The sequence below is a fragment of the Microbacterium sp. genome (assembly GCF_041909575.1).
Lineage (GTDB): Bacteria > Actinomycetota > Actinomycetes > Actinomycetales > Microbacteriaceae > Microbacterium.
Genome location: NZ_JAYRDE010000075.1, coordinates 1 through 14,817 on the forward strand (window position 1 = coordinate 1; position 14,817 = coordinate 14,817).

The 14,817-nt window shown below is 72.1% G+C and carries 17 protein-coding genes; 7 read left to right on the forward strand and 10 right to left on the reverse strand.

Translation table 11 applies throughout. The features are described from left to right. On the reverse strand, positions 1 to 177 hold a 177-nt coding region (locus ACE3O1_RS10915; protein WP_374315078.1), incomplete at its 3' end, for a DUF2332 family protein. Positions 178 to 235: 58 nt separating this feature from the next. Here ACE3O1_RS10915 and ACE3O1_RS10920 point away from each other — a divergent pair. Beyond that, positions 236 to 1,177 carry a hypothetical protein gene (locus tag ACE3O1_RS10920; RefSeq protein WP_374315063.1) on the forward strand — a complete coding sequence of 314 codons (942 nt, stop codon included), beginning with the start codon at positions 236 to 238 and terminating at the stop codon, positions 1,175 to 1,177. Positions 1,178 to 1,338: 161 nt separating this feature from the next. On the opposite strand, the gene ACE3O1_RS10925 is transcribed toward ACE3O1_RS10920, so the two are convergent. Next, positions 1,339 to 2,661, reverse strand: coding sequence for a bifunctional o-acetylhomoserine/o-acetylserine sulfhydrylase (locus ACE3O1_RS10925; RefSeq protein ID WP_374315064.1), 1,323 nt, complete (start codon positions 2,659 to 2,661; stop codon positions 1,339 to 1,341). Positions 2,662 to 2,810: 149 nt separating this feature from the next. On the opposite strand from ACE3O1_RS10925, the gene ACE3O1_RS10930 reads away from it, so the two are divergent. From ACE3O1_RS10930 to ACE3O1_RS10945, 4 genes are read left to right on the forward strand one after another with little or no spacing between them, the layout of a single operon-like run. Further along, positions 2,811 to 3,605: an SDR family oxidoreductase gene (locus ACE3O1_RS10930; RefSeq protein ID WP_374315065.1), complete on the forward strand. Its 795-nt coding sequence runs from the start codon at positions 2,811 to 2,813 to the stop codon at positions 3,603 to 3,605. After that, positions 3,602 to 4,456, forward strand: a complete 855-nt coding sequence (locus tag ACE3O1_RS10935; RefSeq protein WP_374315066.1) for a metal-dependent hydrolase — start codon at positions 3,602 to 3,604, stop codon at positions 4,454 to 4,456. Before ACE3O1_RS10930 ends, ACE3O1_RS10935 begins: the two co-directional genes overlap by 4 nt. Then, positions 4,447 to 5,139, forward strand: a complete 693-nt coding sequence (locus ACE3O1_RS10940; protein WP_374315067.1) for a uracil-DNA glycosylase — start codon at positions 4,447 to 4,449, stop codon at positions 5,137 to 5,139. Before ACE3O1_RS10935 ends, ACE3O1_RS10940 begins: the two co-directional genes overlap by 10 nt. Before the next feature lie 15 nt (positions 5,140 to 5,154). Continuing rightward, complete coding sequence (locus tag ACE3O1_RS10945) at positions 5,155 to 5,769, forward strand: N-acetyltransferase family protein (protein WP_374315068.1); 615 nt, start codon at positions 5,155 to 5,157, stop codon at positions 5,767 to 5,769. 6 nt (positions 5,770 to 5,775) lie between these two features. Here the strand turns inward: ACE3O1_RS10945 and ACE3O1_RS10950 are convergent, their stop codons facing one another. The 8 genes from ACE3O1_RS10950 to ACE3O1_RS10985 all read right to left on the reverse strand — a co-directional run bounded on the left by ACE3O1_RS10950 (position 5,776) and on the right by ACE3O1_RS10985 (position 13,567). Beyond that, positions 5,776 to 6,210, reverse strand: coding sequence for a protealysin inhibitor emfourin (locus ACE3O1_RS10950; protein ID WP_374315069.1), 435 nt, complete (start codon positions 6,208 to 6,210; stop codon positions 5,776 to 5,778). Further along, on the reverse strand, positions 6,182 to 7,258 hold the full coding sequence (locus ACE3O1_RS10955; protein ID WP_374315070.1) for a M4 family metallopeptidase: 1,077 nt from the start codon (positions 7,256 to 7,258) through the stop codon (positions 6,182 to 6,184). Before ACE3O1_RS10955 ends, ACE3O1_RS10950 begins: the two co-directional genes overlap by 29 nt. 254 nt (positions 7,259 to 7,512) lie before the next feature. Beyond that, the gene (locus ACE3O1_RS10960; protein ID WP_374315080.1) at positions 7,513 to 8,301 is read right to left on the reverse strand and encodes an ABC transporter ATP-binding protein; all 789 of its coding nucleotides are present in this window, start codon (positions 8,299 to 8,301) and stop codon (positions 7,513 to 7,515) included. Between the two features lie 2 nt (positions 8,302 to 8,303). Beyond that, the gene (locus ACE3O1_RS10965; RefSeq protein ID WP_374315071.1) at positions 8,304 to 9,092 is read right to left on the reverse strand and encodes an ABC transporter ATP-binding protein; all 789 of its coding nucleotides are present in this window, start codon (positions 9,090 to 9,092) and stop codon (positions 8,304 to 8,306) included. Then, complete coding sequence (locus ACE3O1_RS10970; RefSeq protein WP_374315072.1) at positions 9,089 to 10,024, reverse strand: ABC transporter permease; 936 nt, start codon at positions 10,022 to 10,024, stop codon at positions 9,089 to 9,091. The genes ACE3O1_RS10965 and ACE3O1_RS10970 overlap by 4 nt, the downstream gene beginning before the upstream one ends. Continuing rightward, positions 10,021 to 10,971, reverse strand: coding sequence for an ABC transporter permease (locus tag ACE3O1_RS10975; protein WP_374315073.1), 951 nt, complete (start codon positions 10,969 to 10,971; stop codon positions 10,021 to 10,023). The genes ACE3O1_RS10970 and ACE3O1_RS10975 overlap by 4 nt, the downstream gene beginning before the upstream one ends. Beyond that, entirely contained in the window at positions 10,968 to 12,476 is a 1,509-nt protein-coding gene (locus ACE3O1_RS10980) for an ABC transporter substrate-binding protein (protein ID WP_374315074.1), read from the reverse strand. Before ACE3O1_RS10980 ends, ACE3O1_RS10975 begins: the two co-directional genes overlap by 4 nt. Positions 12,477 to 12,616: 140 nt before the next feature. Continuing rightward, positions 12,617 to 13,567, reverse strand: coding sequence for an alpha/beta fold hydrolase (locus tag ACE3O1_RS10985; RefSeq protein ID WP_374315075.1), 951 nt, complete (start codon positions 13,565 to 13,567; stop codon positions 12,617 to 12,619). An 89-nt stretch (positions 13,568 to 13,656) separates the two neighbouring features. Here ACE3O1_RS10985 and ACE3O1_RS10990 point away from each other — a divergent pair, with 89 nt between their 5' ends. Next, the gene (locus tag ACE3O1_RS10990) at positions 13,657 to 14,163 is read left to right on the forward strand and encodes a carboxymuconolactone decarboxylase family protein (protein ID WP_374315076.1); all 507 of its coding nucleotides are present in this window, start codon (positions 13,657 to 13,659) and stop codon (positions 14,161 to 14,163) included. Next, a partial coding sequence (locus ACE3O1_RS10995; protein ID WP_374315077.1) for a tyrosine-protein phosphatase occupies positions 14,157 to 14,817 on the forward strand: 661 nt, incomplete at its 3' end. The genes ACE3O1_RS10990 and ACE3O1_RS10995, both read left to right, overlap by 7 nt.

The window sequence follows — 14,817 nt, forward strand, 5'->3', positions numbered from 1 at the left end:
GAACACGCGATTCGGCTGTCGCTGCGCGAGCGGGAGGGTTGCCAGGCGCGCCAGCAGGTCCGGGTCGCGCGCGATCCCGAGCGCCCAGTCCTCGTACAGGGGAGAGGTGCCGTGCGCCCACCGGCGGCCGAAGTCGTCGTAGGTCGCGGCGATCGCGTCGCGCTCGTCGGTGCCCATGCGGTCACCCTACGAGGTCGGCGCCCCCGTGTCGCCGGGCCGGTCTAGCATGCGTGGAATGGACGTGATCGAGTACCTCATGACGGGCGATCCGGCGATCCGCTGGCAGGTGATGCGCGATCTCACGGACGCCGCACCCGAAGAGGTCGCTGCCGAGCGCGCGAAGGTCGCGACCGAGGGATGGGGCGCCCGCATGCTGGCGGAGCAGGGCGCCGACGGACTCTGGGACGGCGGCACGTACCGCCCCGGCTGGGTCGACGAGTCGCGGCCGTTCTTCGACGCGTGGACCGCGACGCACTTCTCACTGCAGTCCCTCACCGAGTTCGGCATCGACCCGGCCGCGCCCGAGGTGCAGCGCGCGGTCGCCCTGGTCCGCGACAACGCTCGGTGGGAGTACAACGGCGAGCTCTACTTCGAGGGCGAGGCCGAGCCGTGCATCAACGGCATCGCCCTCACCTCGGGCGCGTACTTCGGGCAGGACGCAGGACGCATCGCCGACACGATCCTCGCGACCCAGCACGACGACGGCGGCTGGAACTGCTGGGAGGAGGATGCCGCGACCCCCGGCTCGTTCCACTCCACCATCTGCGCCATCGAAGGCCTCTGGGCGTGGGAGCAAGCGTCTGGCGGCACGGATGCCGTGCGCGAGGCACGTCGCCGGGGCGAGGAGTATCTGCTCGAGCGCCGGCTCTTTCGCCGCAAGAGCGATGGCACGGTCGCCGACCTCCGGTTCACCATGACCTCCGTGCCGGGGCGCTGGTTCTACGACGTGCTGCGCGGGCTCGACTACTTGCGGCTCGCCCGCCCCGAGCGCGATCCGCGCTGCGCGGAGGCGGTCGAGCTCATCCGGGCCAAGCGGCTGGAGAACGGGCTCTTCCCGTTCGAGAACCACCACGAGGGTCCCACGCTGTTCTCGCTCGACGGCGAGCACGACGGGTTCCCCAGCCGGTGGGTCACCGTGCGGGCGCTGCGCGTCCTCCGCTGGTGGGACGCCGCCTGACGGCGGCGCCACGCCGCCTGACGTCGCGATCGGACGCCGCCTGACGGCGGCGCCACGCCACCTGACGGCGGCGCCACGTCACCTGAAGCCGGCGCCCGGTCGCGGAAACGACGGATGCCCCGGCCGCTGGGCCGAGGCATCCGTCGTTCGTCTGACGAGGGTCAGGCGCGAGCAGCCTCCGACACGCGGCGGGCTGCCGCGAGGGCCTGCTCGAGGTCGGCCTTGAGGTCGTCGATGTTCTCGAGTCCGACCGAGAGGCGCACGAGCCCGGGCGTGACACCCGTGGTGAGCTGCTGCTCGGGCGTGAGCTGCGAGTGCGTGGTCGAGGCGGGGTGGATGACGAGCGAGCGCACGTCGCCGATGTTGGCGAGGTGGCTGAACAGCGTGAGCGAGTTGACGAACTCGCGTCCGGCCTCGACGCCGCCCTTGAGCTCGAACGACAGCACCGCGCCGACGCCCTTGGGCGCGTACCGGTTGGCGGCGGCGTACCAGGGCGAGGTGGGCAGGCCCGAGTAGTTCACCGAGGCGACATCGGCCTGGTTCTCGAGCCACTCGGCGATCTCCTGGGCGTTCTGCACGTGGCGCTCGATGCGAAGCGAGAGCGTCTCGATGCCCTGGATGAGCAGCCACGCGCTCTGCGGCGAGATGGCCGCGCCGAGGTCGCGCAGCAGCTGCACGCGGGCCTTGATGATGTAGGCCAGGCCGTCGCCGACCGCCGCCGTGTACGACGCGCCGTGGTACGACGGGTCGGGGACGGTGAGGCCGGGGAACTTGTCGACGTTCTCGGACCACTTGAAGGTGCCGCCGTCGACGATCACGCCGCCGATGACGGTGCCGTGGCCGCCGAGGAACTTCGTCGCCGAGTGGATCACGATGTCGGCGCCGTGCTCGAACGGCTTGATGAGGTAGGGCGTCGCGATCGTATTGTCGACGATCAGCGGGATGCCGCTCTCGTGCGCGACGTCGGCGACGGTGCGGATGTCGAGCACGTTGATCTTCGGGTTGCCGATCGTCTCGGCGAAGAAGAGCTTCGTGTTCGGGCGCACCGCGGCACGCCACTCCTCGGGGTCGTCCTGGTTCTCGACGAAGGTCGTCTCGATGCCGAGCTTGGCCAGCGTGTACTTGAACAGGTTGTACGTTCCGCCGTAGATGGAGCTCGACGACACGATGTGGTCGCCGGCCTCGGCGATGTTCAGCACCGCGAACGTCTCGGCGGCCTGGCCGCTCGCGACGAGGAGGGCGCCGGTGCCTCCCTCGAGCGCGGCGAGGCGCTCCTCGACGACGGCCTGCGTCGGGTTCTGGATGCGCGTGTAGATGTTGCCGAACTCGGCCAGCGCGAACAGGTTCGCCGCGTGCTCGGCGTTGTCGAACACGTAGGACGTGGTCTGGTAGATCGGGGTCGCGCGAGCCTTCGTCACCGGGTCGGGCTGGGCGCCGGAATGGATCTGCTTGGTCTCGAAGCGCCAGTTCTCGGGTGCGGACATGGTGTGCTCCTGCGGGTTCGGATGGGCGAGGGCGGGATGCCCCGGCTCGATCGACAGTACGGATGCGGCGCCCTTGTCAACAACGACCGGGAAATGTGACGTAACCTCCGGCGTCGGCGAGCGGGGCGGGGCGTGGGTAGCGTGGAGGCATGACGAACAGACGTGCAGTGGTGACCGGCGCGAGCTCGGGGATCGGCGAGGCGACCGCTCGGGCCCTGCGCGAGCGGGGGTGGGAGGTCGTGGCCGTGGCGCGTCGCGCCGACCGGCTCGCGGCCCTCGAGTCGGAGACCGGCGCCGTGGCGTTCGCGGCCGACCTGACCGTCGACGCCGACGTCGAGGCGCTGGCCGCCTTCCTCGACGACCTCGGTCCGGTGCACTCGCTCGTGAACGTGGCCGGCGGCGCGCGCGGCACGGACCGCGTCGAGGACGGCCGGGTCGAGGACTGGCAGTGGATGTTCGAGGTCAACGTGCTCACCGCCCAGCGCCTCGTGGCCGCCCTGCTGCCGCAGCTGCGGCGTGCGGCCGCCGCGGACGGGCACGCCGACACCGTCTTCGTCACCTCGACCGCGGCGCAGACGGCCTACGCGGGAGGCTCCGGCTACAACGCGGCGAAGGCCGCCGAGGCGATGATCGCGCACGCGCTGCGGCTGGAGCTCAACGGCGAGCCGATCCGCGTGATCGAGATCGCTCCCGGGATGGTCCGCACCGAGGAGTTCGCGGCGAACCGCCTGGGCGGCGACAGGGCCGCGGCCGAGCGCGTGTACGAAGGCGTCGAGGCGCCGCTCACCGCGGCGGACGTCGCCGACGTCATCGCCTACGCACTCGACGCGCCCGCGCACGTCAACCTCGATCTCGTGACGATGCGCCCGGTGGCGCAGTCGGCCCAGCACCTGCTCGCTCGCGGACCGCTGCGTCCGCGCGTCGAGGAGGCGCCGCACGCATGAACCCGACGGCAATCACCTACCCCGCCGGTGCACTGACCTCGACCGGCACCGTGGTGCACGTGGCCGATGCGGGCGACGGCCGCTCGGCGATCGTGCTCGACCGGACCGCGTTCCACCCCGTCGACACCGCATGGCCCGATCAGCCCGCCGACCGCGGCTCGCTGAGCTCCGGCGGGCGCGTGTTCGAGATCGTCGGCGCCGTCGTGGGGGCGACCGACGGCGGCCCGCTCCTGCTCGGCCCGGACGTCCCCGTGCGCACCGGCACGGAGGGGTGGACCTTCGTCGTCGCGCACGTCGTCGAGGGAGAGGCGCCCGCGCAGGGAGCGGATGCCGCGATCGAGGTGGACGGGGCGTACCGCGCCGCGCTGTCGGCCGGCCACACCGCGTGCCATCTCGCCTCCCTGGCGCTGGACGCCGCCCTTGCCGATGCGTGGCGCAAGGAGGTGCCGGCCGACGCGCTCGGTGCTCCGGCCTTCGACGCGCTCGCGATCGCGGAGTCGCGGATCCTCCCCGACGGCTCGCGCGACGTCTACCGCATCGGCAAGTCCCTGCGCCGAAAGGGCTTCGACCCCGCCGCGCTCGACGATCTCGAGACGCTCGCCGAGCGCGTGAACGCCCGCCTCGCCGAATGGATCGCCGCGGGGGGAGCCGTGCGCATCGAGGCGGACGGTCCCGCGCTCGCGGACCGGCGCACGTGGGTGTGCGAGCTTCCCGGAGCCGAGGCGCGGATCCCCTGCGGCGGCACACACGTCGCGTCGCTGTCCGAGCTCACCGCCGCGACGGTGTCGTTCACCCTCGCTCCTGCCGACGGGGGCCTCGAACTCGTGATGACGACCGCCGCATGGCGATGACCCTGCCCCAGCTCGCGGAGGCGGGCCTCGTCGATCCGGAGTGGGCGGCCGCTCTCGACCCGGTCGCTCCCGATATCGCCGCGATCGGCGAACGGCTCCGCGCCGAGGTCGCCGCGGGGCGCGGGTACCTTCCGGCGGGGGACCGGGTCCTGCGCGCGTTCCAGCGTCCGCTCGCCGACGTCCGGGTGCTGATCGTCGGGCAGGACCCGTACCCCACGCCGGGGCATCCGATCGGTCTGTCGTTCGCGGTCGACCGCCACGTGCGGCCGCTTCCGCGGAGCCTGTCGAACATCTACCAGGAGCTGGAGGACGACCTCGGCGTCCCTCGGGCCGCGCACGGCGATCTGTCCGCCTGGAGCGACCAGGGCGTCATGCTGCTCAACCGCGTGCTCACGGTCGCGCCCGGTGAGCCCGCCTCGCACCGCGGCTGGGGGTGGGAGCGGGTGACCGAGCACGCGATCCGCACGCTCACCGATCGCGGCGGCCCGCTCGTCGCGATCCTGTGGGGGAGGGATGCCGCGAACCTGCGTCCGCTCCTCGGTCAGACGCCGATCATCGAGTCGGCGCATCCGTCCCCGCTGTCGGCGCGCCGGGGCTTCTTCGGCTCGCGCCCCTTCTCTCGAGCCAACGAGCTCCTCGCGCAGCAGGGCGCCCACGAGGTGGACTGGGCCGTTCCGGCCTGAGCGTAGGCTGTCGGCATGCTCGAGGAGGAATACGATCGCGACCGCCGCCGGCTGCCCCTCCACCTGCGCCGCCGCCCGGAGCCCGAACGGCCCTTCGCGTACGAGATCAGGCCCGTGCGCGAGGCCGACATCCCCGACGTCCGCGAGATCTACAACCACTACGTCACCAACTCTGTCGTGACCTTCGACGAGAAGCGCTGGTCGGTCGCCCAGTGGCGCGAGAAGATGGCCTACCTGCGGAAGCTCGATCTGCCGTTCCTCGTCGCCGAGTCGCCCTCCGGTCAGATCCTCGGCTACGCCCTCGTGCAGCCTATGTCGAGCAAGTCGGCGTACCGCTACACCGTCGAGAACTCGATCTACCTCGGGCAGGCCGCCACCGGCAAGGGGCTCGGCAAGGCACTGCTCGTCGCCCTCATCGCCGCGTGCGAGGAGAAGGGCATCCGTCAGATGGTGGCGATCATCAGCGACAAGGGCGCGGAGGGCTCCGTCGCCCTCCACGAGAAGCTCGGCTTCGTCGAGGTCGGGCGCATGGGACGGGTGGGCTTCAAGTTCGGGCGCTGGCTGGGCACGATCTCCATGCAGAAGGAGCTCAAGCCCGTCAAGAAGAAGAAGGGCCTGTTCGGCCGCTGAGGGGCGTCAGCGGTTCGTCGACAGGCTCCACGCGCGCACCGCTTCCACGAGCTCGCGCCACGCACCCACGAGTGCGGCGTCGGGGAGCTCGGCCTCGCGCTCCTCGTCCTCGCCGCAGCGCGCGTGGATCCACCACGTGAAGCGGTCGGCCCCCGCCGGCGGCCGGCCGTCCTCGGACTCCCCGCGTGCGGGCTCTGCGGCGAGTGAGTCCGGGGCGTCCCACGGGCACTGCGCGATGAGGTCGATCCAGACGGATGCCTCGTCCGCAGGCGGCTCGGCACGCCACTGCTTCGTCATCCCGGCGAATCCGCCGGTGCGCTTCACCGCCACCTCGACGGGCTGCGCGGCGACGGCCGGCGCGGCTGGATCTCCGTCCGCGGGGCGATCGCCGGGCGCGACGGAGGGGCGCTCGTCAGTCCCGCTCGGGTGCGGCTCCTGCATCGTCGATCACGCCGACGCCGACCCACCCGGACCGGACGGCGGCCACCTCCTCCGACTCCTCACCGTACTCCGCCGCGGCGGCGGCCAGGGTGGCACGGGCGAAGGCTGTGAAATCGGCCGTCGACGACAGTGTCCCGGTCGTGAGGGTGCGGTACCAGATCAGGCCGGCACGCTCCCACGCCCTGCCGCCGAGCGCGGTCGCGGCGAGGTAGAACGCGTGGTTCGGGATGCCCGAGTTGATGTGCACTCCGCCGTTGTCGTCGCGCGTCTCGACGTAGTCGCGCATGTGAGCGGGCTGCGGGTCGCGGCCGAGCACGTCGTCGTCGTAGGCCGTGCCGGGAGCGGCGAGCGAGCGCAGTGCGGTGCCCTGCACAGCATCCGTGAAGATCCCTTCGCCGATGAGCCACGATGCCTGATCGGCGCTCTGCCCGAGCGAGTGCTGTTCGGCGAGCGCGCCGATGACGTCGGCGATCGATTCGTTGAGCGCTCCGGACTGGCCGCGGTAGAGCAGCCCGCCTTCGTCTTCGATGACACCGTGCGCGAGCTCGTGCGCGATGACGGTGAGCGATCCGGTGAAGCCCGTGAACACCTCGCCGTCGCCGTCGCCGAACACCATGCGCTCGCCGTTCCAGAACGCGTTGTCGTAGTCCTGGCCGTAGTGCACCGTCGCGAGCAGCGCTCCGCCCGCGCCGTCGAGGCTGTTGCGGCCCCACGCATCCCACAGGAAGTCGAAGGTCGCCCCGAGTCCGTCGAAGGCCTCGTCGGCGGCGGCATCGCCGGTCGCCGGGTCGTCCTCGCCCCGCACCTTGACCCCAGGGAGCACCTCGCGTCGCTGCGCGTCGGAGATCTCGCGGTCGGGCGCGGGCGTGGTCTCGGCGACCAGCGTGCCGTCGTCCTCGATCGACAGCCGCAGCCGGGAGCGCACCGGCCGGTAGTCCCGGGGCGCCGCGAGCGTCGACCGCGCGGCCTCGGCGGCGCGTGCCCACGAGGGCTCCTGCACGGCGGCGATGCGGGCGAGCAGGTACGGGGGGACGATCGCGTGGGCCATGGTCCGAGGCTAGCGCCGGCCACCGACGGGATCGCGGGTCAGCGGGTCCCCTGTCGCACTGTGGCGCGGTGGAGCAGGTCGATCGGATGCTCCGCCGCGGCGATCTGCGCTCCCCACGGTCCGTGAGTCGCGATGTGGCGCGGTGGAGCGAGAGGGCCGGATGCTCCGCCGCGGCGATCTGCGGAGGCTCGCGGCGCACCGGTGCGTCCAGTCGCCCAGACGGGCGGTTCGCGTTCGGCGAGGCGGATGCCGGATCAGGCGATGCCGGGGTCGATGACGGGGATCGAGGCGAGCAGGCGCCGCGTGTAGGCGACCTGGGGCTGGAGGAGGACCTTCTCGGTCGGTCCCTCCTCGACGATGCGGCCGTCCTTCATCACGACGACCTCGTCGCAGAGGCTCTGCACCACGCCGATGTCGTGCGAGACCAGCAGCAACGTGAGGCCGTCGCGCGCGCGGAGCTCGCCGATCAGCTCGAGGATCTGGGCGCGCACCGTCACGTCGAGCGCCGAAAGCGGTTCGTCGCCGACGAGCAGCCGCGGGCGGTGCACGATCGCGCGCGCCAGGGCGATGCGCTGGCGCTGACCCCCGGAGAACTCGTGGGGGAACCGGTTCGCCATGCCCGCCTCGAGCCCGACGTCCTCGAGCACCTCCCGCACGCGCGCCCGGCGATCGCCCTCGATCCCGAGCGCCCACAGCGGCTCGCCCACGATGCGGCCGACGCTCATGCGCGGGTCCAGCGACGCGTACGGGTCCTGGAACACGATGCCGGTCTGGCGCCGCAGCCAGTGGAGCGACTTCGCGGGCGCCGAGGCATCCACCGCCCGCCCGTCGAACTCGATCGTGCCCTCGGTGGGGACGTCGAGGGCGAGCAGCAGCCGCACCAGCGTCGACTTGCCCGACCCCGACTCGCCGATGATGCCGACGGCCGATCCCTCGGCGACGTCGAGGTCGGCATCCTCGAGACCGGTCGTGAACACGCGCGGGCCGAACGTCGTCGTCTTCGGCGCCGGATAGCGGCGGGTCAGGCCGCGGGCGCGCACCAGGCTCACGCGGCACCTCCCGGCTTCCAGAGCGTCGCCGTGGCGTCGCGCAGCAGCCCCTGCGTGACCGGAGAGGCCGGCGAGGTGAGCAGCTGCGACACCGGTGCGTCCTCCACGACGCGGCCCTCCTCCAGCACGACGCCGTGGGTCGCGATCTGCGAGAGCACGGCGAGATCGTGCGTGATGAACACGAGCGACATGCCGTCGTCCCGCACCAGCGAGAGCAGCAGCTCGAGGATGTCGGCCTGGATCGTCACGTCCAGCGCGGTGGTCGGCTCGTCGGCGATCAAGAGCCGCGGCCGGCACGCGAGGGCCATCGCGATCGCGACGCGCTGGCGCTGCCCGCCCGAGAGCTGGTGGGGGTACCGCTTCACGATCCGCTCGGGATCGGGCAGGGCGACCCGCGCCGCTTCCGCGACCGCGCGGGCTGCGGCATCCCGTTTCGACGCCTTCTCGTGGATGCGCACGGACTCGGCGATCTGCCGCCCCACGGTGCGGATCGGATTGAGCGCGGTGCGAGGCTCCTGGAAGACGATCCCGATCTCGTCGCCGCGCAGCTCGGCCAGCTCGCGGTCGGGCAGTCCGATCAGCTCGCGGCCGTTCCAGCGGATGCTGCCGCTCGCCGTCGCCCCGTCGGGGAGCAGTCCGAGCACGGCCAGCGCCGTGAGCGACTTCCCCGAGCCGGACTCGCCGATCAGGCCGACACGGGCACCGTCGGGAACCGAGAACGTCACGCCGTCGACGACGCGCCGGCCGTCGATCTCGATCGTCAGCCCCTCCACCTCGAGGCTCACGAGACCACCTCCGGAATGTGCGTGCGCGCGACGCGGCCGGCGCCACGCGCCCGGCTCAGCGTCGGATCCGTGGCCTCGCGGAGCCCGTCGCCCAGCAGGTTCAGCCCCAGCACGGTGAGGGTGATCGCGAGGCCCGGCCACACCACCGACAGCGGGTGCACCGTGATGAACTGCTGGAGCTCGGCCAGCAGCAGACCCCACGACGGCTCGGTGACCGGGGCGCCGAAGCCGAGGTACGACAGGCCGGCCTCGGCGAGAACGGCGACCGCCATCGCCCACGACAGCTGCACGATGAACACCGGTGCGACGTTGGGCAGCAGGTGGCGCACCAGGTTCTGCGACGGCGAGAGTCCCGAGGCGCGGCCCGCGAGGACGAAGTCGCTGTGCAGGACGCGGCGCAGCTCCGGCCGGGTCACGCGGGCGATGTTGACCCCGAAGCCGATCCCGACCGACAGGATCACGACCCACAGCGATCCGCCCCACACCGCCGCGATCATCATGGCGATGATCAGCACCGGGAAGGCGATCAGGATGTCGACGAACACGGCCACCGACTCGCGGATCCACCGCGCCGTGAGCGCCCCCAGCGAGGCGAGCGCGATGCCCACGAGGGTCGCGATGACGCCGGCGCCGACGGCGACCCACACCGTGGTGCGCGCGCCCGCCATGATCAGACTGAGGATGTCGCGGCCCGTCGCGTCGGTTCCGAGCAGGTGCGGCCAGCCCGGCGGCAGCCAGCGGGCCGAGATGTCGACCTGCTGCGGGTCGAACGGCGTCCAGAAGCGGGCGACGATCGCCGTGGCGACGACGACGATCACCACGATCAGCCCGAACCGGCCGGTCGACAGCCGCCACAGGCGCCCGAGCCATGCCCAGCGCGACGGCCGGGCGTCGCTCGCGGCGTCGGTCGCGGCATCCGCTCGCCCGGTCATGACGCCTCCCGCTGACGGGGGTCGATGAGGCGGTGCACCAGGTCCACGATGAAGCCCACGATCAGGACGAATCCGGTGAGCACGAGGAGCTCGCCCTGCACCATCGGCAGGTCGCGCGCGCCGACGTCCGAGACGAGCATCCGGCCGATCCCCGGCAGGGTGAACAGCTGTTCGATCACGACCGCCCCGACGATGATGCCCGCCACCTGCAGCCCCAGCACCGTGATCACCGAGAGACCGACGTCCGGCAGACCGTGGCGGATCAGCGCGGCGCTGCGCGTGAGGCCCTTGGCCGCGCCGGTGCGCACGTGATCCTGCCCGACCGCCTGCAGTGTGGCGCTGCGGACGAACCGCATGAGCATCGCGCCCTCGACGATGCCGATCGTGAGAGCCGGGAGCACGAGAGCGCGGATGGCCGCGGCCGGGTCCTCCCAGCCCGCGCGCGGGAACCCCTGTGCGGGCAGCCAGCCGAGCCATACCGCGAACACGACGACCAGCATCATGCCCGCCCACACCACAGGCACGGCGGCGAGGGCCTGCGCGCCCACGCTCAGCGCCGTTCCCTCGCGCCGTCCGCGCCGCATCGCCGACAGCACGCCGAGCGGCACGCTGAAGAGCACGGCGATGGTGAGCGCCAGGATGCCGAGGGGCACGGTCACCTCGGCCTTCTCGGCCAGCTCGCTCGTCACGCTCGACCCGGTCAGGAGCGACGTCCCGAGGTCTCCGCGGAGCACCCCGCCGATCCATTCGACGTACTGCACCGGGAGCGGCTGGTCCAGGCCCAGCCGTTCCCGGATGGCGTCGATCTGCGCGGGCGTGCTGTTGACCCCGGCGATCAGCTGGGCGACGTCACCGGGGAGAACCCGGAGGGAGAGGAAGATCAGCACGCTGGCGACGAGCAAGCCGAGCAGGAGCAGGGCCAGGCGCGTCAGCGTGTATCGGATCACCCGTTGCTCTTGGCCAGCTCGGCGAGATTCAGGCGCTCGTTCACGTTGATCGAGGGCATACCGGTGATGTTAGTCCCGACGGCCACGACCGAGGCGCCGTTGTAGAGCCAGTCTCCGGCGGCGTCCTCCGACACGATGCGCGCGGCCTGAGCGAGCAGGTCGGCCGCCTCCGCCTCGTCGGTCGCGGCGAGCGACTGCGCGTACAGGTCCTGCACCTCGGGGTTGTCGTAGGTGAAGTAGTAGTCGGGGTTCGCCCAGTTCTCGAAGTCGCGGGCCTCGGTGTGCAGCACGAAGCTGAGGTCGTAGTCCTGGTTGATGTAGACGTCGTTGAGCCACGTGGAGAAGTCGACGGACTCCACCTCGAGGGTGATGCCGACGTCGTTGAGGTTCGACACCAGGATCTGCGGGATCGTCGTCGCGTAGAAGTTCGGGATCGTCAGCGTCAGCTCGAGATCCTCCGCGCCGGCCTCTTCGAGGAGGGCGCGCGCGGCCTCGGGGTCGTAGGGCGCGACGTCGGAGAGGTCCTCGTAGCCCGGGTCCAGCGACGGGATCGGACCGTACTGCGTCTCGCCGGCGCCGAGCGCCTCGACGAACGCGTCGTGATCGATCGCCTGGCGGATCGCCTGCCGCACGCGCTGGTCGGCGAGGGCGCCGGAGGTCTGGTTGAACGCCAGCGTGCCCTTGTCGGTGGACTGGCCGACCACGAGCGAGAAGTCGCCGGTCGCCTCCACCTGGTCCTTCAGGTTCGCGTCGAAGCCGGTCACGGCGTCGATCTCGCCCGCGAGCGCCGCGTTGAGGGCCGCCTGGTTGTCGGGGATGTAGTCGAAGACCACCTCGGCCACCTGGGCGGGCTCACCCCAGTAGTCGTCGTTGCGCACGAAGGTGATGCTGTCGCCCTGCCGCCACTCGTCGAGGCGGAAGGGACCGGTCCCGTTGGCCTCCGTGCTGTAGTCGACGGTGTCGTCCTCCTTGAGGATGATGCCGGCCCGGCCGGTGAGGTTCCACAGCAGGCTCGAGTCCGGCTCCTCGAGGGTGAGGACGATGTCCTGTCCGTCAGCCTCGATCGAGCTGACGCCCGCCAGGCGTGCGGAATCGCGCCACTCCGGGGTGTCCTGCCGGGTCGTGAGCGACCACACCACGTCCGCGGGGGTGAGCTCCTGGCCGTCGTGGAAGGTGACGCCCTCGTTCAGCGTGAACGTGTAGGTGAGGCCATCGGTCGAGACGGACCAGTCGCTCGCGAGCGCCGGGACGATCTCCTGCTCGGGGGTGCGGGCGACGAGGCCCTGATAGATGTTGTCCACGAGGATCTGATCGAGTGCGGCGCCGGCGGTCTCGCGGATGTCGAGGTTGCCCGGCTCCAGCACGAGGCGGATCGTCGCCGAGGCGTCGGGATCGGGCTCGCCCGTCGTGGTCGGACCCGGCTCGCCGCCGCCGCTGCATGCGGTGAGCAGGAGCGCGCCGGCAGCGAAGATGGATGCCGCGGCGATGGCGGTACGACGGAGCATGGGAGTCCTTTCGGAGGGGAGATCCGCGGGATGCGGGTCCGGCCGGGGGTGCTGATCGCCCGCTCGGTCGGCGCGGTAGACAAGCCTAGGCAACGCGCCGCGGAGCGGGAGAACCCGCTACTCGGAACGCAACAGAAGCGTTAATCGTTCCCGGCGAGGCCCCGCAGGAGCTCGCCCAACTGCTGCGGCGCGTCCTCCTGCACGTTGTGGCCGGCCGGGAGCACCACGACGTCGGCGCCGGGCCTGCGTCGCGAGAACTCCTCGGCGTCGGCGTCGGTGACGTAGCCGCGCTCGCCGCGGATCAGCGTGGTCGGGGCGCTCGTGGCGGCGAGGTCCTGCCAGCCGGCCTCGCCCAGGACCGCCGACACCGCATCGTCGGGAGCGCCGCCGCCCGGGGCGGGGCCCGTCGCGGCGGCTGCTGCCGCGAGGTGAGCGAAGTGGTGCTTCCATTCGACCCGGCCGTCGGGGCGCACCCGCGAGTTGAAGTACACGCCGCGCGCGGCCTTGCGGCGCGTGCCGCCGCCGAGGCCGAATGCCAGGGCGCGGTCCACGAGCTCGTCGCGCGAGGCCCAGTCGGTCGGACCGGCGAAGAACTCGCGGATCTGCGACGGCCCGGCCGACGGGTCGACGCCGGGGGTGATGTCGATCACGACGAGTTCGCGCACCAGCTCGGGGTGGGATGCCGCGACCGCGGCCGCTGTGAGACCCCCGAGCGACTGGCCGACGAGCAGCTGCGGGCCGGCGGTCCAGGCCTCGATGCCGGCGGCGACGTCCGGCGCGAGCACCCGCGCGACGTACGCGAAGTCGTCGCGCCACGAGGAGTCGCCGTGCCCGGGGAGGTCGATGGCCAGCGCGGGGAGGCCGAGCGCGAGGATCGTGGTGTCCCACGTATGCGCGTTGAGCCCGGCGCCGTGCACGAAGGTCACGCGGGGCGCAGCATCCGTCCCCTCCGGCGTCCACCGCAGGCCGCTCAGCGTGCGCCCGTCGGGGAGGGGGAGCGTCAGGCGCTCGCCGCGGGGGAGCGGGCCGTCGAGCCCCGCATCGGCGGCCTGGTCGGGGAGGAACGAGAACTCGTCGATGGGATCGCTCACCCCGCCATTGTCCCCGACCCCCGACACCCGGGTCGCGGGGCCCGCCGGGCGAGGCCCGCTGCCGGAAGCGCCGTGGGTAGGCTGGCGGCATGACCGAACGGCGTGTCCACCTGTCGCGTTCCGCTCCGCCGGCCTACCAGGCGCTGTCCGCCTTCTCGAAGACGGTCGGCACCATCGCCGCCGAGGGTGGTATCGACGTGCGGCTCAAGGAGCTCGTGCAGATCCACACGTCGCAGCTGAACGGCTGCGCCTTCTGCGTGCGCGTGCACGTCGAGCGCGCCCTCGCCGAGGGCGTCACCGCCGACGTGATCGCCCAGCTCCCGGTGTGGCGCGACTCGGGCGTCTTCTCGGATCGCGAGCGCGCGGGCCTCGAGCTCGCGGAGGCGTTCGCGTTCATCCACGAGGACGGCGTGCCCGACGACGTGTACAACCGCGTCGGGACGATCCTCAGCGAGCAGGAGTACGTCGCCCTGAGCTGGATCCTCGTGTCGATCAACGCCTTCAACCGCATCGCGATCGCCGGCCGCTACAGCGTGCCGCCACGGGACGACCTGGCCGGCGAGGACCGCGACGCCGCGACCGGCGCCGCATGGTGACACCTCCCGGCGCGCTCGACGTTCCGGGCGCCGTCAACCTCCGCGATGTCGGGGGACTGCCCGCGGGCGACGCGGTCACGCGTCACGGCGTGCTCTTCCGCTCGGGCAATCTCGCGCAGCTCGACGCGCGGGGTGCGACCGCTCTTCGCGGGCTCGGGCTCCGCCGCATCATCGACCTCCGCGCCGACGACGAGGTCGCGCACGCGCCGAGCCGCATCGACGGGCTCGACGTCACGACCCAGCGGGTCCCGCTGTTCCTGGGCTCCGTCGAGTCGTTCTTCGCCGACGACATCAGCCTCGACGAGATGTACCGGAGCCTCGTCGAGGATTCCTCGGCGCTCGTGGTCGAGGTCGTGCGCGGCATCCTCGCCGATCAGCCCGTCCTCGTCCACTGCACCGTCGGCAAGGACCGCACCGGGGTGACCGTTGCCCTGACGCTCGCCGCGGCCGGCGTCGAGACCGACGCGGTGGTGGCGGACTACGCCCGCACCGAGGGTCTGCTGCCGGAGTGGCGCAACCGGCGGATCGTCGAGTTCCTGCGGGCGATGCATCCCGAGGCCGTCCATCTCGAGGCCCTCGCGACGCGCTCGCCGGCGCCGGTGAGGCAGGCGCTGCTCGCGGGCGTCGACGAGCGGTACGGCTCGCCCGCCGACT